This is a genomic window from Streptomyces phaeolivaceus (genome assembly GCF_009184865.1).
GTDB classification, from domain to species: Bacteria; Actinomycetota; Actinomycetes; order Streptomycetales; family Streptomycetaceae; genus Streptomyces; species Streptomyces phaeolivaceus.
This window is the reverse complement of sequence record NZ_CP045096.1, coordinates 590407-605914: the sequence shown is the minus strand read 5'-3', so window position 1 is coordinate 605914 and position 15508 is coordinate 590407. Positions and strand designations below refer to the sequence as shown.

Sequence of the window (15508 nt, the reverse complement as noted above, 5' to 3'; positions counted from 1 at the left end):
GTGGGGAACGGCGAGGGGGCAGCGTGGGGAACGGCGTGGAGTGGCTCGCCGGGATCGAGGCGCGGGTCGCGCTGCTGGACGCGGCCCTGCGGCCCATCGCCGAGGAGCCCGTGGACATCGGCGACCCCGGCTGGGAGGAGCGGATGCGGCAGCGGCCCTCCGCGATGGACGAGGCGGGCGTCCGGGCGGAGGCCGAGACCGTGCTGCGGGCCGTGCTCACCGCGTACGCGGACGGTGACGACGCGTCGCGGGTGGCCCCGCGCGGCCTCTTCGCGCGCCACACCGCGTTCCGCTGGGGCGTGAGTCTGGCCTTCGCACCCACTCCCGACGGCTTCCGGCTGCGCCTGCCGCACCTCTCCGCCGTCGACCAGGGCTCCGACACCCGTGACGAACTGCTCGCCCTGCGCGACCTGTGCGAGGACGCGCGCCGGGCCGGCATCGACCTCGGCCCCCTGCTGCGGGAGGCGGCGGCGCTGTCCAGCCGCGTGGACAAGTACGGCATGGGGTCGACGCGGGACATCCTGCTCCGCGCCGCGGGCTGACCGGCGCGCGAACCCCGCCCGCCGGCGACGCTGTGTCCTCCGGCGCACAACCGTGGGTGACCAGCACTTTTTCGTGGAAACAGGACCGCGCCCCGGCGGCCATCCGCTCCTATGGTGGAGATCACAGGAACGCGACGGACGCTGAGGCGGCGACCATGGCGGATACGGAGATCGACTACGCGGCGGTGTTCCAGGCGCTGCCGGGCATGGTGGCGCTGCTGACACCCGGGCTGGTGTACGCGGACGCGAACGAGGAGTTTCTGCGGATGTCGGGCCGCACCCGTGAGCAGGTCGTCGGCCGCTATCTCTTCGACGTCTTCCCGGACAACCCCGGCGACCCGACCGCGAACGGCATGCGCAATCTGGCGGCCTCCCTGAACCGCGTCGTCGAGACCGGTGAACGGGACGCCATGGCACTGCAGCGCTACGACGTGGAGTCGGTGCAGCGGCCGGGGGAGTGGGAGGAGCGGTACTGGAGCCCGGTGAACGCGCCCCTCCTCGACTCCGACGGGAAGGTGGTCCTGCTGATCCACAAGGTGGAGGAGGTCACCGAGCTGATCCGGGCCCGCGAGCGCGCCCCCGGCGACCGCGCCCGGGTGATGGAGGCCGAGCTGTACACGCGCGCCCGGGAACTCCAGGACGTCAACGAACGGCTGCGCGAGGCGCACGCCCATGAACGGGAGGTCGCGCTCGCCCTGCAGAAGGCGATGCTGCCCGCGCCCAACCCGCTCGGCCACCACCGGGCCGCCGTGCGCTACCAGCCGGCGACCGACGCGCTGAACGTGTGCGGCGACTGGTACGACCTCGTCGACCTCTCCGGTGTCGACCGCATCGGCATCGCCGTCGGTGACGTCGTCGGACACGGTCTGTCCGCCGCCTGTGTGATGGGCAAGCTGCGCAGCGCGCTGAGCGCCGCGTCCCTGGTGGCGGACGGCCCCGCCGAGGCGCTGGACGCGCTCGGTCTGTACGCCCGCTCCGTCGAGGGCGCCGAGAACACCACCGCCGTGCAGACCTGCGTCGACTGGGACACCCACACGATCACCTACAGCAGCGCCGGACATCTGCCGCCCGCCCTGCTGCGCCGCGACGGCACGGTCGTCCTCCTCGACCAGGCCACCGATCCACCGCTCGGCGCCCGTCCGGAACACACTCCCCGCCCCGAGGCGACCGTCGACTTCACCGAGGGCGACAGGCTCGTCCTCTACACGGACGGTCTGATCGAACGCCGGGACGAGGACATCGACGTCGGCCTCGTCCGTCTCGCCGAGGCGCTCGCCCGTCACCGCCGGGCCGGTCTCGAACCGCTGGCCGACGCCCTCCTCGTCGATCTCCTCCCCGCCGGCCGCGCCACCGACGACACGGCCCTCGTGATCGTCCGGCTGTGAGCCGGGCGCCGGTCCGGTCCGGTCCGGTCAGTCCAGGAAGTCGGCCACCAGGGCGGCGAACTCGTCCGGGGCGGCCAGCCGGATGCCGAGGGTCTCGGCCTTGGCGCGCTTGGAGCCGGCGTTCTCGCCCGCGACGACCAGGGAGGTCTTCTTGGAGACGCTGGAGGAGGCGCGTCCGCCGGCCCGTTCGATGAGTTCGTTCATCTGGTTGCGGCTGAGCTTCTCCAGGACGCCGGTCATCGCGCCCGTGACCACCACGGCCATCCCGGCGAGCGGCCCGCCGGGCTCCGAGGACGGCTGCGGAGCGTCGCCGCCGATGCTGTCGGTGCCGTCGGCGCCCTCGCCCGTGCCCTCGCCCGTGCCCGTGCCCGTGCCCGTGCCCGTGCCCGTGCCCGTGCCCGCGCCCGCGCCGGTGCCGGCGTCGGCGGACTCGGCGTCGGCCGGGGCGGGCGGTGTGGCGCCCGGCTCGGTCATGTTCACCCCGGCCGCCGTGAGCCTGTCGATGAGCGGGGCGAGTTCGGCGAGTTCGGCCACGATGGACGGGGCCTTCTCGGTGCCGATGCCCTCGACCCGCTGGATCGCCTCGGCGTCGGCGGCGCGGAGGTGGTCCATGGTGGCGAAGTACCGGGCGATCCGGCGGGACATGGAGCGTCCGGTACCCCGCACCCCCAGCGCGCACAGCACCCGCGACAGCGGCCGTCCCCTGGCGGTGTCCAGCGCGGCGAGGAGGTTGTCGGTGCTGGTCTCGCCCATGCGCTCCAGACCGAGAAGCTGCTCCCGGGTGAGGGCGAACAGATCGGCGAGATCGGCGACCAGGCCCGCCTCGACGAGCTGGACGACCCGGGTGTGGCCGAGCCCCTCCACATCGAGCTGGTCGCGGCCCACGGCGTAGGAGAGGGACGCCACCAGATGGCAGTTGCGGCCGTTCTCGCAGCGCCAGCGCTGCTCCCCGGTGTCGATGGCGGAGCCGCATCTCGGACACACCTCGGGGAAGACGATGGGCTGTTCGTCGCCGGTGCGCAGATGGGCGACGGGCGCTTCCACACGGGGGATGACATCACCGGCGCGGTGCACCATGACATGGTCGCCCAGCCGCAGATCGCGGCGGGTGATGTCGGCCGGGTTGTGCAGGGTGGCGTAGGTGATGGTGGAGCCGTCGATCTCGACCGGCTCCAGCACCCCGCGCGGGGCGATGATGCCGGTGCGGCCCACGTTCCACTGCACATCGAGGAGCCGGGTGATCTTCTCCACGGCGGGCAGCTTGTAGGCGATGGCCCAGCGCGGGGCGCGTGAGCCCGAACCGGCGGCCCGCTGGTCGGCGGCGAGGTCGGCCTTGATGACGATCCCGTCGATCCCGAACGGCAGCTCGGCCCGGAGCGCGGCGATCTCCTTGACCCGGTCCAGGACCTCCTCGGCCGTGGCCGCGGTGACACCGGGCACGGCCGTGCCGGCGGTGGTGTTCACCCCGAGTTCGGCGGCCCGCGCCATCAGTTCGCTGTGGGCCAGCTCGCCCAGCCGCGCGGCGGACCCGGCGTCCGTGTCCGGCAGCGCCAGCAGCCCGTACCCGAAGAACGTCATCGGCACGGTGTAGGCCCGCTCCTTGGCGCGCAGGGTGCCCGCCGCCGCGTTCCGAGGGTTCGCGAAGGGCTGTCCGCCGTGGTCGGTGCGCACCTCGTTGGCGTGCTCGAACTGGGCGTTCGTCATGAGGACTTCGCCCCGGACCTCCACGGTGACCGGCTCGGCCAGCTCGGCGGGCAGCCCCTCGATCGTGCCGATGGCGTGCGAGACGTCCTCCCCGGCCGTCCCGTCGCCCCGAGTGATCAGCCGGGTGAGCCGCCCCCGTGTGTAGCGGGCGGCGACCGCCAGCCCGTCGAGCTTCGGCTCCACCCCGAACCGCTCGACCTCATGCCCGATCCGCCGGGTCAGCGAAGCCGTCCACGCCGTGAACTCCTCACCCGAGAACACATTGTCCAGACTGAGCATCGCCACCGTGTGCGGCACGTCCCCCTCGACCGCCCCGCCGGCCACCTTCCCGGTCGGCGACTCCGGCAGCACCTGCTCGGGATGGTCCGCCTCCCACGCCGCGATCCCCCGCACGAGCCGGTCGTACGCGTCATCGTCCAGCACCGACGTCCCGCCCGTGTAGTACGCGGCAGAAGCCCGCACCGCGTCCTCGACGGCCTGCGCGTAGGCGGCGGCATCCACGATCACTGCAACTGATGTCGTCATGGCCCCATCCTGCCTCCCACCACTGACAACGCCCTCGGGACAGCAGGACGGCACAGTGAGGGCGGGGCGGCGGTCGGGCGGGCGCGAACGCGCCGCGGGCCGGACGAGCGGATCGCTCGTCCGGCCCGCGGCGCGTGGACCGTGCGGGGCGCGGCCCGGTGGCGGGGCGTGGCTCAGACCGCCGGGGACGGGTACGTCGGGTACTCCACGCCGGAGACGTGCTGGACGACCCGGATGACCTGGCAGGAGTAGCCGAACTCGTTGTCGTACCAGAGGTAGAGGATCGCGTTGTCGCCGTCGACCTTGGTGGCGCCCGCGTCGACGATCGAGGCGTGGCGGGAGCCGATGAAGTCGCTGGAGACCGAGTCGGGCGCGTTGGTGAAGTCGATCTGGCGCTTGAGCGGCGAGGTCAGGGAGACGTTGCGGAGGTAGTCGAGGACCTCCTCACGGTCGGTCTCCCGGCCGAGGCGCAGGCTGAGGATCGCGATCGAGACGTCCGGGACGGGGACGCGGATCGAGGAGCCGGTGATCGGCGCCTTCAGGTCGGGCAGCGCCTTGGCGACGGCCGAGGCGGCACCCGTCTCGGTGATCACCATGTTGAGCGGCGCGGAGCGGCCCCGACGGTCGGACTTGTGGTAATTGTCCAGCAGGTTCTGGTCGTTGGTGAACGAGTGGACGGTCTCCACGTGACCGCGCAGCACACCGAACTCGTCGGCCATCGCCTTCAGCGGCGGCACGATCGCGTTGGTGGTGCAGGAGGCGCAGGACAGGATCTGCTCGTCCGGCTTGATCGTGTGGTGGTTGACCCCGTGCACGATGTTCGGCACGTCGCCCCTGCCGGGCGCGGTCAGCACGACCTTGTCGATGCCGGGACGCAGATGCGTCGACAGGCCCTCGCGGTCACGCCACTTGCCGGTGTTGTCGATGAGGATGGCGTTCTTGATGCCGTACTCGGTGTAGTCCACCTCGGACGGGTCGCCGGCGTAGATGACCTTGATCTCGTTGCCGTTGGCGTTGATCGTGCTGGTCGCCTCGTCCACGGTGATCGTGCCCTGGAACTGGCCGTGGATGGAGTCCCGGCGCAGCAGCGAGGCGCGCTTGACGATATCTTCTGCGGCCCGCCCACCACCACCGCGCACCACGATGGCGCGCAGCCGCAGTCCGTTGCCCGAGCCGGCCTTCTCGATCAGCAGCCGGGCCACGAGGCGGCCGATGCGGCCGAAGCCGTAGAGGACGACATCGCGTCCCTCGCCGCCCTCGATCTTGTTGGCGCCCGTGGCGCCGGCGACGGCCTCGGCCGTGAACTCCTCGACCGACAGCCCTCGGTCGTCGGCCCGGTGGGCCTCGGCGAGCAGGCCGATGTCGATCTGGGAGGGGCCCAGGTCGAGCGTGGTGAGGGTCTGCAGGAACGGCAGGGTGTCGGTGACCGAGAGCTCCACACCGGCGATCTGGCGGGCGAACCGGTGGGTCTTCAGGATGCTGACCACCGACTTGTTCACCAAGGAGCGGCTGTGCAGCAGGACCGTCACGTCCCGCTCACGGTGCAGCTTCCCGATGATCGGGATCATCGACTCCGCGATCTCCTCGCGGTTCTTCCATTGGGTGAACGAGTCCTCGTTGACAGTCACAGATTTATCTTTCGAGCTAGGCGGCGCTCATATGCTAACCACCCCGCTCGGAGGAGACGCGCCGAGGGGGCGCACATCACACCCGATCACCCCCGGCTCTTGACGCCACAGCCGTGTCGCCCTATTCCTGGCATGTCTATGTCAGTTCAGCATTCTGCTCGATGTTCGACATACCGAATTCATCTGAGGCATGTGGAGGGTGAGAGGGATGACGACGAGGCGACGACGCGTCACACGCCGCAGGGCGCTCCAACTCGGCGCGGCGGCCACGGCGGCGGGCGCGGGCGCGGCGGCCACGGGCATCGGTGGATCCGCCGCCGTCGCGGCCGAGGCGCGGGACGGGAAACCCGTCGCACGCGAGCGGTCGTTCGACGAAGGGTGGCTCTTCTTGCGCGGCGACGCCCCCGGCGCCCAGGATCCCGCCTACGACGACGGCCCCTGGCGCCCGCTCGACCTCCCGCACGACTGGAGCATCGAGGACCTCCCGTACGCCGACTCCGACGACGGCGCCGCCACCAGCTTCCCGTCCCTCCTGGTGCCCAGGGAGCCCGACCCGCAGTGGCCCGCGCCCCCTCGGGCGATCGGCCCGTTCGACCCGGAGCGCAGCGAGAACGGGGGCTCGATCGGCTACACGGTCGGCGGGGTCGGCTGGTACCGCAAGCACTTCCGCGCCGGGCCGTCGACCGGCCGCCGCCGGTCACATATCGAGTTGCGGTTCGACGGGGTGTACCAGAACGCGGACGTCTGGCTGAACGGCGAACACCTGGGCTTCCACCCCCACGGCTACACGTCCTTCGCCCACGACCTCACCCCGCATCTCGATCCGACCGGTCGGAACGTGCTCGCCGTCCGTGTCGACAACACCGGCCGCAACAGCCGCTGGTACGCGGGCTCGGGGATCTACCGGCACACCTGGCTGACCGTGACCGGCCCCGTCCGCGTCCCCCTCTGGGGTGTGCACATCACGACCCCGGAGGTGGGCACCGGCCGGTCCCTCGCACGCGCCGAGGTGTCCGTCGCCAACCTCGGGACGGGGCCCGCGTCGGCGGCCGTACGCGTCACGGTCCTCGACCCGCGCGGCCGGACCGTCGCCGTACGCCGGGCCCCCGGCCGCGCCGTCGCACCCGGCGCCACGGACGTCGTCACCCTCGACCTCCCCGTCAAACGACCGGCGCTGTGGTCCATGGACGCACCCCACCTGCACACCGCGCGCACCGAGATCCTCGTCTCCGGCGAGGTCGTCGACACGGTCACCACCACCTTCGGGTTCCGCTCCCTGGCCTGGAACGGCGACGACGGCCTGCTCCTCAACGGCGCGCCGGTCAAGGTGATGGGCGGCAACGTCCACCACGACCACGGCCCGCTGGGCGCCGTCGCCCTCGACCGCTCCGAGGAACGCCGCGTCGAGATCCTCAAGGAGGCCGGCTTCAACTCCCTGCGCACGGCCCACAATCCACCGACCCCGGCCCTGCTCGACGTCTGCGACCGCCTCGGCATGCTGGTGATGGACGAGTTCTTCGACGTGTGGGACACCGGCAAGAACCCCGACGACTACTCCGCGCACTTCGCCGAGTGGTGGGAGCGCGACCTGACGAGCACGGTCCTGCGGGACCGCAACCACCCCAGCGTGGTCATGTGGTCGCTGGGCAACGAGATCACCGACCGCACCAACGGCCACCGGGGCGCCGAACTGGCGGCCCTGCTGCGCACCCTCGACACCACCCGGCCGATCACCCTGGGCGGCGGCTCCACCCACTCCCCGGACGACCCGTCCTGGAACTACGTCGACATCGGCGACGTCCACTACAACGCCAACGGCAAGGGCTACGCCCAGATGCACGCCGCCCACCCCGACAAGCCGCTGACGCACAACGAGACGTTCCCCGCGACGATCCACCAGGACCTCACCTTCGCCGACCGGCACGACTGGGCCATCGGCACCTGGGTCTGGGCCGCCTGGGACTACCTCGGCGAGGCCGGCATCGGCAAGACGGCGATCCCACCCGTGGGCACCGGCGCGACCATCGGCGACCAGAGTGTCATGCCCGGCTGGTCCCTCTCCCGCGAACTGCACCACACCTGGGGCGGGTTCGGCTATCCGTACCCCTACTTCCAGGCGAACTGCGGCGACTTCGACCTCATCGGACAGCGCAAACCGCAGAGCCACTGGCGGGCCGCCGTCACCGGACGCAGCCCCGTGGAACTCCTGGTGGAACGCCCGACCCCGCCCGGCACCGAGCAAGTGGCCCTGTGGTGGGGCTACTTCGACGAGCTGGCGAGCTGGACCTGGGAGGGCGTGGAGCACGGCCGTCCGATGACCGTGCACGTCTACACACCTGGCGACCGGGCGCGGCTGCTGCTCGACGGGGAGGAGTTCCCCGGCGGCGCCCCGACCGCTCCCGAGCGGGCCATGGCCACCTTCACGGTCCCCTACCGGCCGGGCACGCTGACGGCCGTCGCCGAGCGGGACGGCCGGGAGATCGGCCGCACGACCCTCACCACGGTCGGCGCCCCGGCCGCCCTGCGGCTCGTGTCCGACGTCCGGACCCTCACCACCGGCCGCGACGACCTCGCCCACGTCCTCGTCGAAGTGACCGACCGGCACGGCAGGGTCGTCCCCGACGCCACCCGTGAGGTCACCTTCGAGGTCGACGGCGCGGGGGAGTTGTTCGGCGTCGGCAACGGCAACCCGCACAACGTCGACAGCTTCCGACGCCCGTCCCGCCACACCTGGCACGGCAAGGCCCTCGCCGTCCTCCGCCCGGCGGGACGACCGGGCCGCCTCACCCTCACCGCCCGTTCCGCGGGCCTGCGCCCGGCGACCCTCGCGCTACCGGTCCGCCCCCGACACCCCTGAGGACCCGGGCCCACCCGGGCCCACCCGGGCCCACCCGGCCCGGACCGCCACTCCGACTACGCCCCGCCGTCGCCCAGTTCGCCCCGTACCTGCAGCGCGGCCAGTGCCGCCCGCGTGGTGACGCCCGTCTTGCGGTAGATCCGGGAGAGGTGGGTCTCGACCGTCCGAGGACTGAGGAAGAGCCGCTCGGCGATGGCGGGACTGGTCAGTCCCTCCGCGACCAGAGCGGCGATCTCCCGCTCGCGCGGGGACAGCACGGCCGCCTCCACGCGGGCCGTGCCGGTCGCCGTGGCCGCCGCCGTCCCGGTCCTCGCCGCCGCCTCCGCCGCCGTCCCGCTCTCCGCCGCCCTCCCGGTCCCGGTCCCCGTTCCCGTCCCCGTCTCGGCGAACACCGTCGGACGTATCGCCTCCGCGAGGCCGGTGAGCAGGTGGGCGTCGCCCTCGGTGCTCAGCCGTACGGCGCGTTCCCACATGGCGCGGGCGTGCGCCGGGCGGCCCGCCATCGCGGTCAGGGGTGCGCCCATCAGCAGGGTCTGGGCCTCCCACAGCCGGCCCTGGCCCCGGGCGGCCTCCTCGGCGGCCCGCTCGAACAGGTCGGCCGCGGCGGTCAGGTCGCCGGCGGCCAGCGGCACATGGGCCAGGCTGCGCAGCGCGGACGCCCGCTGCGTCACGAGACCGAGCCGCTCCGCCTCCTTGCGGGCGCGTTCCGCCCACCGCCGGGCCTCCTCGTGGTCCCCGGTGGCCACGGCGGCGCTGACGAGGACCTCGGTGAACAGGGGCCGCATGCTCGGCTGGAGCCCGGCGAGATCCTCCCCGCCCGCCCGGAGCAGGGCGGCCCGCGCCCGCACCGGATCACCGGCGTGCAGCGCCGCGTACCCGAGCACGCCCCAGGCGATGGACGCCCACCAGCGGGTTCCGGCACCGGCTCGGGCGACGGCCTCCTCTGCCACCGCCAGCGCACCGCCGTCACCCGGAGGGAGCGCCGGGATCAGCGCCTGGGCCTTGGACGCCAGCACGAACGCGAGCAACTCGTCGCTGCCGATGCCCCGGGCGATCGTCTCCGCCTCCTCGGCGAGTTCGACGGCCGACGCCGGACGCATCGTCATCACATGGAGGTGGGACCGGCACAGCAGCAGATGCGGCACCACATAGAGCAGACCGCCCCGGCGGGCGATCACGAGACCGCGCTCGGCGTGCCGTTCGGCGTCGGCGTACCGCTCCAGGAACGCCTCCGCCCAACCGAGCCGGGCCAACGGCTCGCACAGGCCCGCGAGATCCTGGTCGGTGAGGGAGTCGATGAGCGCGGCGGCCCGCTCGGTGGCCTCGGCGGCGGCCTCCGTATTGCCCTCGTACGCCTCCCCGAGCGCGGTGACGGCGAGCGCCCCCGCCTCCGCGACCTCGTCACCCAGCGACCGGGCCAGCTCCAGGGTGCGGAGCACGTCGTCGCGCACGTCCGGGTAGGAACTGGCGTGCGGCGCCGACGAGCCCAGTTCCAGGCCGAGTTGGACGGTCTCGGCGGGGGAGAGGTCGGCGCCCCGGGCCAGTTCGCGGCGGAGCAGGGCCACCGCCTCCGTGTACCGGCCGAGGTGACGCTCCATCACCGCGCACAGGGTGACGGCGGCGGCCCGTACGCCGTCGTCGGTGCCCGGCGGCGACAGGCTGATCACCTCGTGCAGCAGATCGCGGCTCTCCCGCAGCCCGCCGCAGGCACCGAGCGCCTCGGCCCGGCGCAGCATGAGCGCGCGACGCGAGGCGGCGTGCGCAGGCCGCTCCGGCAGATGGGCGAGGGCGACGCCCAGCCAGTGGGCGGCGCTCGCGGGCGCGGTCGCGGCGGCCTGCCGGGCGGCCTCGGTGAGGACCTCCACGGCGTCCGGGTCCCAGCCGGTCAGCGACCGCTCGACATGGTGCGCCCGCTCGGTCACCGGCGCCCCCACGCGGCCCAGTTCGGCCGCCGCGAGATGGTGCATGCGGGTCCGCAGCAGGGGATCGGTGGTGTCGTGGACGAGGGACCGCAGCACCGGATGGCGCAGCGCCCAGCGGCCGTCGGGCCCCGGCCGGGCCAGATCTCGGGCGGTCAACTCCCGGAGATCCGCGTCCAGTTCGCTTTCGGGACGGCCGGTGACGGCCGCCACCAACGCGGGTGCCGCGTGGTCGCCGAGCACGGCCACGGCCTGGAGCGTCCGGCGCCGGCCGTCGGTGAGGGGCGTCAGCTCGTCCAGGAGGAGCGAGCTGAGCCCCGCGGGTCTGCCCGCCTGGAGCAGGGCGAGGAAGTACAACGGGTTGCCCTCGCTGGCCGCGTACAACTCGGCGGCGAGAGCGGCCGGCCGGTCGGGGGCGAGCGCCGCGAGACAGGCGGCCCGGTCCAGCGGGCCGAGTTCGAGACGCAGCACCGTCCCGGCCTCCACGCCCCGGGTGAGGGAGGCGGCGAACCGGGGCGAGGTCTGCCGTTCCCGGCGCGCCACCACGATCACCACGGGCGCGCGGCGCGGCGGATGGCGGACGAGATGGTCGAGGAGTTCCAGGGACGCCGGGTCCGCCCAGTGCACGTCGTCGAGGGCCACCACCAGGCCGTCACCGGCCTTCGCGATCCGGGCGAGGAAGGCCGCCGCCGCGCGTTGCAGGGCGAAACGGTCCATGGTGTGGACGTCGGCGAACGGGGAGCGGATCCCGGTCTCGGTGTCGAGGTCGGCGAGGGCGTCCGCGAGCGGCTGGTACGGCAGCTCCTGCTCGTACTCGGTCGCCCGGCCCCGCAGCACCGTCATGCCCCGCTGCCGCGCCCGCGCGCAGAACTCCGACACCAGCCTGCTCTTGCCGATCCCCGCAGCGCCGGTGACATCGACGACGGTCGGCCCGCGGCCGATCCCGCCCGCCCCGTGCCCGGTTCCCGGCAGCCCGTCGAGCACGTCGGCGAGCCGTGCCAGCTCCGTCTCCCGGCCCACCAGCGGAGCCACGTCCCACGGCAATGCGATTCCCCCTGAAGACGGCCCGGGGACGACCCGGGTCGATCCGGGGGTTCCTGAACGCGAACCCTCCGGCCGATTCCCGAGGATTGTACGTAGGCCCCGCCATGTCGCGGGACCGCTCTCCGCGCCCGTACGGGTGCCACCTTGACGCCCCTGACCGGCGCACCTAGGTTCCCCTCGACGCGATCCGCATGATCGGACGGACAGGTCCGCGATCAGACAGGCAGGTCGACGATGACGGACTCCCGCGCCCCCGACGGCACCTCCCCCGACGGCACGGCCCCGAACGGCCCCGCCCCGGTCCGGCCGCTCCAGGTGGAGACCCACGGCCTGGACGTGATCGGCGACACCGAGCGCAAGGGCACCCCACGCACGCTCTTCTGGCTCTGGTTCGGCGCCAATGTGTCGATCCTCGGCATGAGCTACGGCGCGTTCGCGCTCGGCTTCGGCATCTCCTTCTGGCAGGCCCTGACCGCCGGAGTCGTCGGCATCGTCTTCTCGTTCCTGCTCTGCGGCTTCGTCGCCGTCGCCGGAAAACGCGGCTCGGCGCCGACGATGGTGCTCAGCCGGGCCGCGTACGGGGTGCGCGGCAACCGGCTGCCCGCGGTCGTCTCCTGGCTGCTGACCGTCGGCTGGGAGACCGTGCTCTGCGCGCTCGCCACCATGGCGACCGCCACCGTCTTCGGCCGGCTCGGCACGGGCGGCGGCACCGGGACCGAGGTGGTGGCACTCGTCCTTGTCGCCTCGCTGGTCGTGGTGGTCGGTGTGACGGGCTTCGACCTGATCATGCGCCTCCAGACCGTGATCACCGTGGTCACGGGCGTCCTGACCGTGGTCTACGTCGCCCTGGTCGCCGACCATGTCCACTGGTCCGCCGTCGCCGCCGTACCGGCCGGGTCCGCCCAGGAGTTCATCGGCGCCCTGGTGTTCCTGATGACCGGCTTCGGCCTCGGCTGGGTCAACGCGGCGGCCGACTACTCCCGTTATCTGCCGCGCGACTCCTCCGGCCGGGGCGTGGTCGGCTGGACCACCTTCGGCGCCTCGCTCGCCCCACTGCTCCTGCTGGTGTTCGGCCTGCTCCTCGCGGGCTCCTCCGCCGACCTGAACGAGGCCGTCGCGGCCGACCCGATCGGCGCGCTGACCACACTCCTGCCCACCTGGTTCCTGGTCCCGTTCGCCGCCGTCGCCGTCCTCGGCCTGGTCGGCGGCGCCGTCCTCGACATCTACTCCTCCGGACTCGCCCTCCTCGCCGCCGGCCTGCGCGTACCGCGCCCGCTGGCGGCCCTCGTCGACGGCGTCCTGATGATCGCGGGGGCCGTCTACATCGTCTTCCTCGCCGACGACTTCCTCGGCCCCTTCATCGGCTTCCTCACCACCCTCGGCGTCCCCGTCGCCGCCTGGTGCGGTGTCATGCTCGCCGACCTGCTGCTGCGCCGCCGCGACTACGCCGAGGCCGACCTGTTCCGCCCGGACGGCCGCTACGGCGACATCCCGCCCGGCCCCCTCCTGCTGACCGTCGCCGCCACCGCCCTCGGCTGGGGCCTGGTCACCAACTCCGCGGCGGGCTGGCTCGACTGGCAGGGCTATCTCCTCGGCCCCTTCGGGCTCGGCGGCAGATCCGGCGACTGGGCCTACGCCAACCTGGGCGTCCTGATCGCCCTGGCGACCGGCTTCCTCGGCACCCTGCTGCTCGCCCGAGGCCGGGTCCGCGCCCAGGAGGCCCGGTCATGAGCACGGACACACCCCGCGCCACCACGGCCCCGCCGCCCGGCCTGCTCGCCGTCATCGACATGCAGCGCGTGTTCGCCGAACCCGACAGCCCCTGGTGCACCCCGCGTTTCGCGGAGGCGGTGGCAGGCGTACGACGGCTGCTGCCGGCCTTCGCCGGGCGGGCCGTGTTCACGCGCTTCGTCGCGCCGGAGCGGCCCGAGGGCGCCTGGCGGGCGTACTACGACCGGTGGCCGTTCGCGCTGCGGGCGCCCGACGCGCGGCTGTGGCAGCTGGTCGACGAACTCACCGACGAGGAAAGGGACTTGGTGGACGCCCCGACCTTCGGCAAATGGGGCCCGGAGCTGGCCGCCCGCCTGGGAACGGACGGGCGGCTGGTCCTGGCCGGTGTCAGCACCGACTGCTGTGTGCTGTCCACGGCCCTCGCGGCGGCCGACGCGGGCGTCGAGGTGCTGGTGGCCGCCGACGCCTGCGCGGGAGCCGACGACGAGTCGCACGCCAAGGCCCTGCACGTACTGGACCTGTACCGGCCCCTCGTCCGGGTCGTGACCGTCGACGAGATCCTCGGGACCTGACCGCCGACGCTCGGGACCTGACCGCCGACGACCGGGCCCCGGCCGACGAGCGGGCCCCTCGTCAGTCGCGGCCCGACCCCCGGTAGAGGTCCAGCTCCCCGTCCAGCTCCACGGCGAGCACGGTCGCGTACGGGTCGAGGTCGGCCTCCGCCGGGGCGTCGATCCAGGTCACGCCGGGTACGGCGTCCAGCCCGCCGATCACCCGGTGGCCCAGTTCGGTGCCGGTGCCGAGGACGGTGACCTTCTTGACGGGGTTGCGCAGCCCCCGCACGGACACGGACTCGCGCGGCACGTCGAAGCACGTCAGATAGAGGGTGCGCCGGTCGGCGGAGAGGGTGCTCGGACCGTAGTGGTGCCCGGCGGGCAGCCCGGCGACCGTCCCGTACACGGCCTCGGAGTGCCGTCCGATCCACTCCCCGAGCCCTTCCAGCCGCTCGACCTGCTCGGCGGGGATCGACCCGTCGGCCCTCGGACCGACGTCCAGCAGCAGATTGCCGCCCATGCCGATCGTCTCCGCGAAGTAACGCACCAGCTGCCGCACCGACTTGTGGTTGTCGTCCTGGTGCTGGAAGCCCCAGGAGTCGTTGATGGTCAGGCACAACTCCCAGGGCCCGTCGGGCGCTTCGAGCGGCACGCCCTGCTCCGGGGTGGCGTAGTCGCCGCGGCCGAGCATGCGGGCGTTCAGGACGGTGTCGGGGTTCTCCGCGAGGATGAGATCCGCCAACTCCCGGATCCGCCACTGCTGTTCGGTGCGCTCCCACTCGCCGTCGAACCACAGCAGATCGGGGCGGAACCGCTCGACCAGCTCGCCCACCTGACCGTCCCGGTAGGCGAGATAGCGGTCCCAGGCCGCCGGGTCCTCCCCGCCGGGCGCGGCATGGGAGTAGGGGTTGGCGTCGTTGCCGCCCGGGTGCGTGTTCGACCACTGGTCGATCTCGGGGTGGCGGACGCTCGCGTAGTCGGGGTGGTTCCAGTCGGAGTGCGAGTAGTAGAGGCCGACCTTCAGGCCCCGCTCGCGCAGCGCGTCCACATAGCCGGCGATCAGGTCCCGGCCCGCCGGGGTGCGCCGGACGACGCCCAGATCGCCGTGGGCGGTGTCCCACAGGGCGACGCCGTCGTGGTGGCGTGCGGTGAGCACCGCGTACTTCGCGCCCACCCGGGCGAACAACTCGGCCCAGGCCGCCGGGTCGTAGGCGGACGCGGTGAAGCCGTCGAGCTGTTTCATGTACTGCTCGTGCGTCACCTCGCCCCAGTAGAAGGACCAGGACTCCGGCACTCCGTCCACGGCGTAGATGCCGTAGTGGATGAAGATGCCCAGCTTGGCATCGGGGAACCAGGGTTGCATCGGCATACGCCCACGCTAGGCACGGGCCCCCGGCGCGCGCGTGGGCGCCGGTCACCACTACTGGTCCGTTTTCACCATTGGCCCCGATCGCTGTGAGACCTCTTTACGTGAGTGTCATGTACCTGTAGCTTCCGCGCTGCAAGGGCTTTCAGGAATTTGCCGGTTCCCCTTGCAGTCGGAGTCCCGCAGTCCGGAGTCCCGCAGTCCGGAGTCCCCCATCCAGAGTCCCGCAGTCCAGGCCGTATTGGAGTCCCTC

At 72.8% G+C, this 15508-nt stretch carries 9 protein-coding genes; 5 read left to right on the top strand and 4 right to left on the bottom strand.

Translation table 11 applies throughout. The annotated features are described in order from the left end of the window. Positions 1 to 23 precede the first annotated feature (23 nt). Positions 24 to 542: a hypothetical protein gene (locus tag F9278_RS03120; RefSeq protein ID WP_226966609.1), complete on the top strand. Its 519-nt coding sequence runs from the start codon at positions 24 to 26 to the stop codon at positions 540 to 542. A 155-nt stretch (positions 543 to 697) separates the two neighbouring features. Then, entirely contained in the window at positions 698 to 1927 is a 1230-nt protein-coding gene (locus tag F9278_RS03115; protein WP_152166881.1) for a PP2C family protein-serine/threonine phosphatase, read from the top strand. A 27-nt stretch (positions 1928 to 1954) separates the two neighbouring features. Here the strand turns inward: F9278_RS03115 and ligA are convergent, their stop codons facing one another. Next, positions 1955 to 4156 carry an NAD-dependent DNA ligase LigA gene (gene ligA / locus F9278_RS03110; RefSeq protein ID WP_152166880.1) on the bottom strand — a complete coding sequence of 734 codons (2202 nt, stop codon included), beginning with the start codon at positions 4154 to 4156 and terminating at the stop codon, positions 1955 to 1957. A gap of 173 nt (positions 4157 to 4329) precedes the next feature. Further along, the gene (locus F9278_RS03105; protein ID WP_152166879.1) at positions 4330 to 5784 is read right to left on the bottom strand and encodes a glyceraldehyde-3-phosphate dehydrogenase; all 1455 of its coding nucleotides are present in this window, start codon (positions 5782 to 5784) and stop codon (positions 4330 to 4332) included. Positions 5785 to 5992: 208 nt separating this feature from the next. Between F9278_RS03105 and F9278_RS03100 the strand changes: the two genes are divergently transcribed. Beyond that, on the top strand, positions 5993 to 8641 hold the full coding sequence (locus tag F9278_RS03100) for a glycoside hydrolase family 2 TIM barrel-domain containing protein (RefSeq protein WP_152166878.1): 2649 nt from the start codon (positions 5993 to 5995) through the stop codon (positions 8639 to 8641). 56 nt (positions 8642 to 8697) lie between these two features. On the opposite strand, the gene F9278_RS03095 is transcribed toward F9278_RS03100, so the two are convergent. Continuing rightward, positions 8698 to 11604: a helix-turn-helix transcriptional regulator gene (locus tag F9278_RS03095; protein ID WP_226966608.1), complete on the bottom strand. Its 2907-nt coding sequence runs from the start codon at positions 11602 to 11604 to the stop codon at positions 8698 to 8700. Positions 11605 to 11838: 234 nt separating this feature from the next. On the opposite strand from F9278_RS03095, the gene F9278_RS03090 reads away from it, so the two are divergent. Together F9278_RS03090 and F9278_RS03085 are read left to right on the top strand one after the other, a co-directional pair. Next, the gene (locus F9278_RS03090) at positions 11839 to 13335 is read left to right on the top strand and encodes a purine-cytosine permease family protein (RefSeq protein WP_226966607.1); all 1497 of its coding nucleotides are present in this window, start codon (positions 11839 to 11841) and stop codon (positions 13333 to 13335) included. Then, on the top strand, positions 13332 to 13907 hold the full coding sequence (locus F9278_RS03085; protein WP_152166877.1) for a cysteine hydrolase family protein: 576 nt from the start codon (positions 13332 to 13334) through the stop codon (positions 13905 to 13907). The genes F9278_RS03090 and F9278_RS03085 overlap by 4 nt, the downstream gene beginning before the upstream one ends. 61 nt (positions 13908 to 13968) lie before the next feature. Here the strand turns inward: F9278_RS03085 and F9278_RS03080 are convergent, their stop codons facing one another. Continuing rightward, complete coding sequence (locus tag F9278_RS03080) at positions 13969 to 15258, bottom strand: alpha-L-fucosidase (RefSeq protein ID WP_152166876.1); 1290 nt, start codon at positions 15256 to 15258, stop codon at positions 13969 to 13971. Positions 15259 to 15508 lie beyond the last annotated feature (250 nt).

Coding starts and splice junctions, on each gene's coding strand:
- F9278_RS03115 (WP_152166881.1), top strand. CDS start 698: ATGGCGGATACGGAGATCGACTACGCGGCGGTGTTCCAGGCGCTGCCG.
- ligA (WP_152166880.1), bottom strand. CDS start 4,156: ATGACGACATCAGTTGCAGTGATCGTGGATGCCGCCGCCTACGCGCAG.
- F9278_RS03100 (WP_152166878.1), top strand. CDS start 5,993: ATGACGACGAGGCGACGACGCGTCACACGCCGCAGGGCGCTCCAACTC.
- F9278_RS03090 (WP_226966607.1), top strand. CDS start 11,839: ATGACGGACTCCCGCGCCCCCGACGGCACCTCCCCCGACGGCACGGCC.
- F9278_RS03085 (WP_152166877.1), top strand. CDS start 13,332: ATGAGCACGGACACACCCCGCGCCACCACGGCCCCGCCGCCCGGCCTG.
- F9278_RS03080 (WP_152166876.1), bottom strand. CDS start 15,258: ATGCCGATGCAACCCTGGTTCCCCGATGCCAAGCTGGGCATCTTCATC.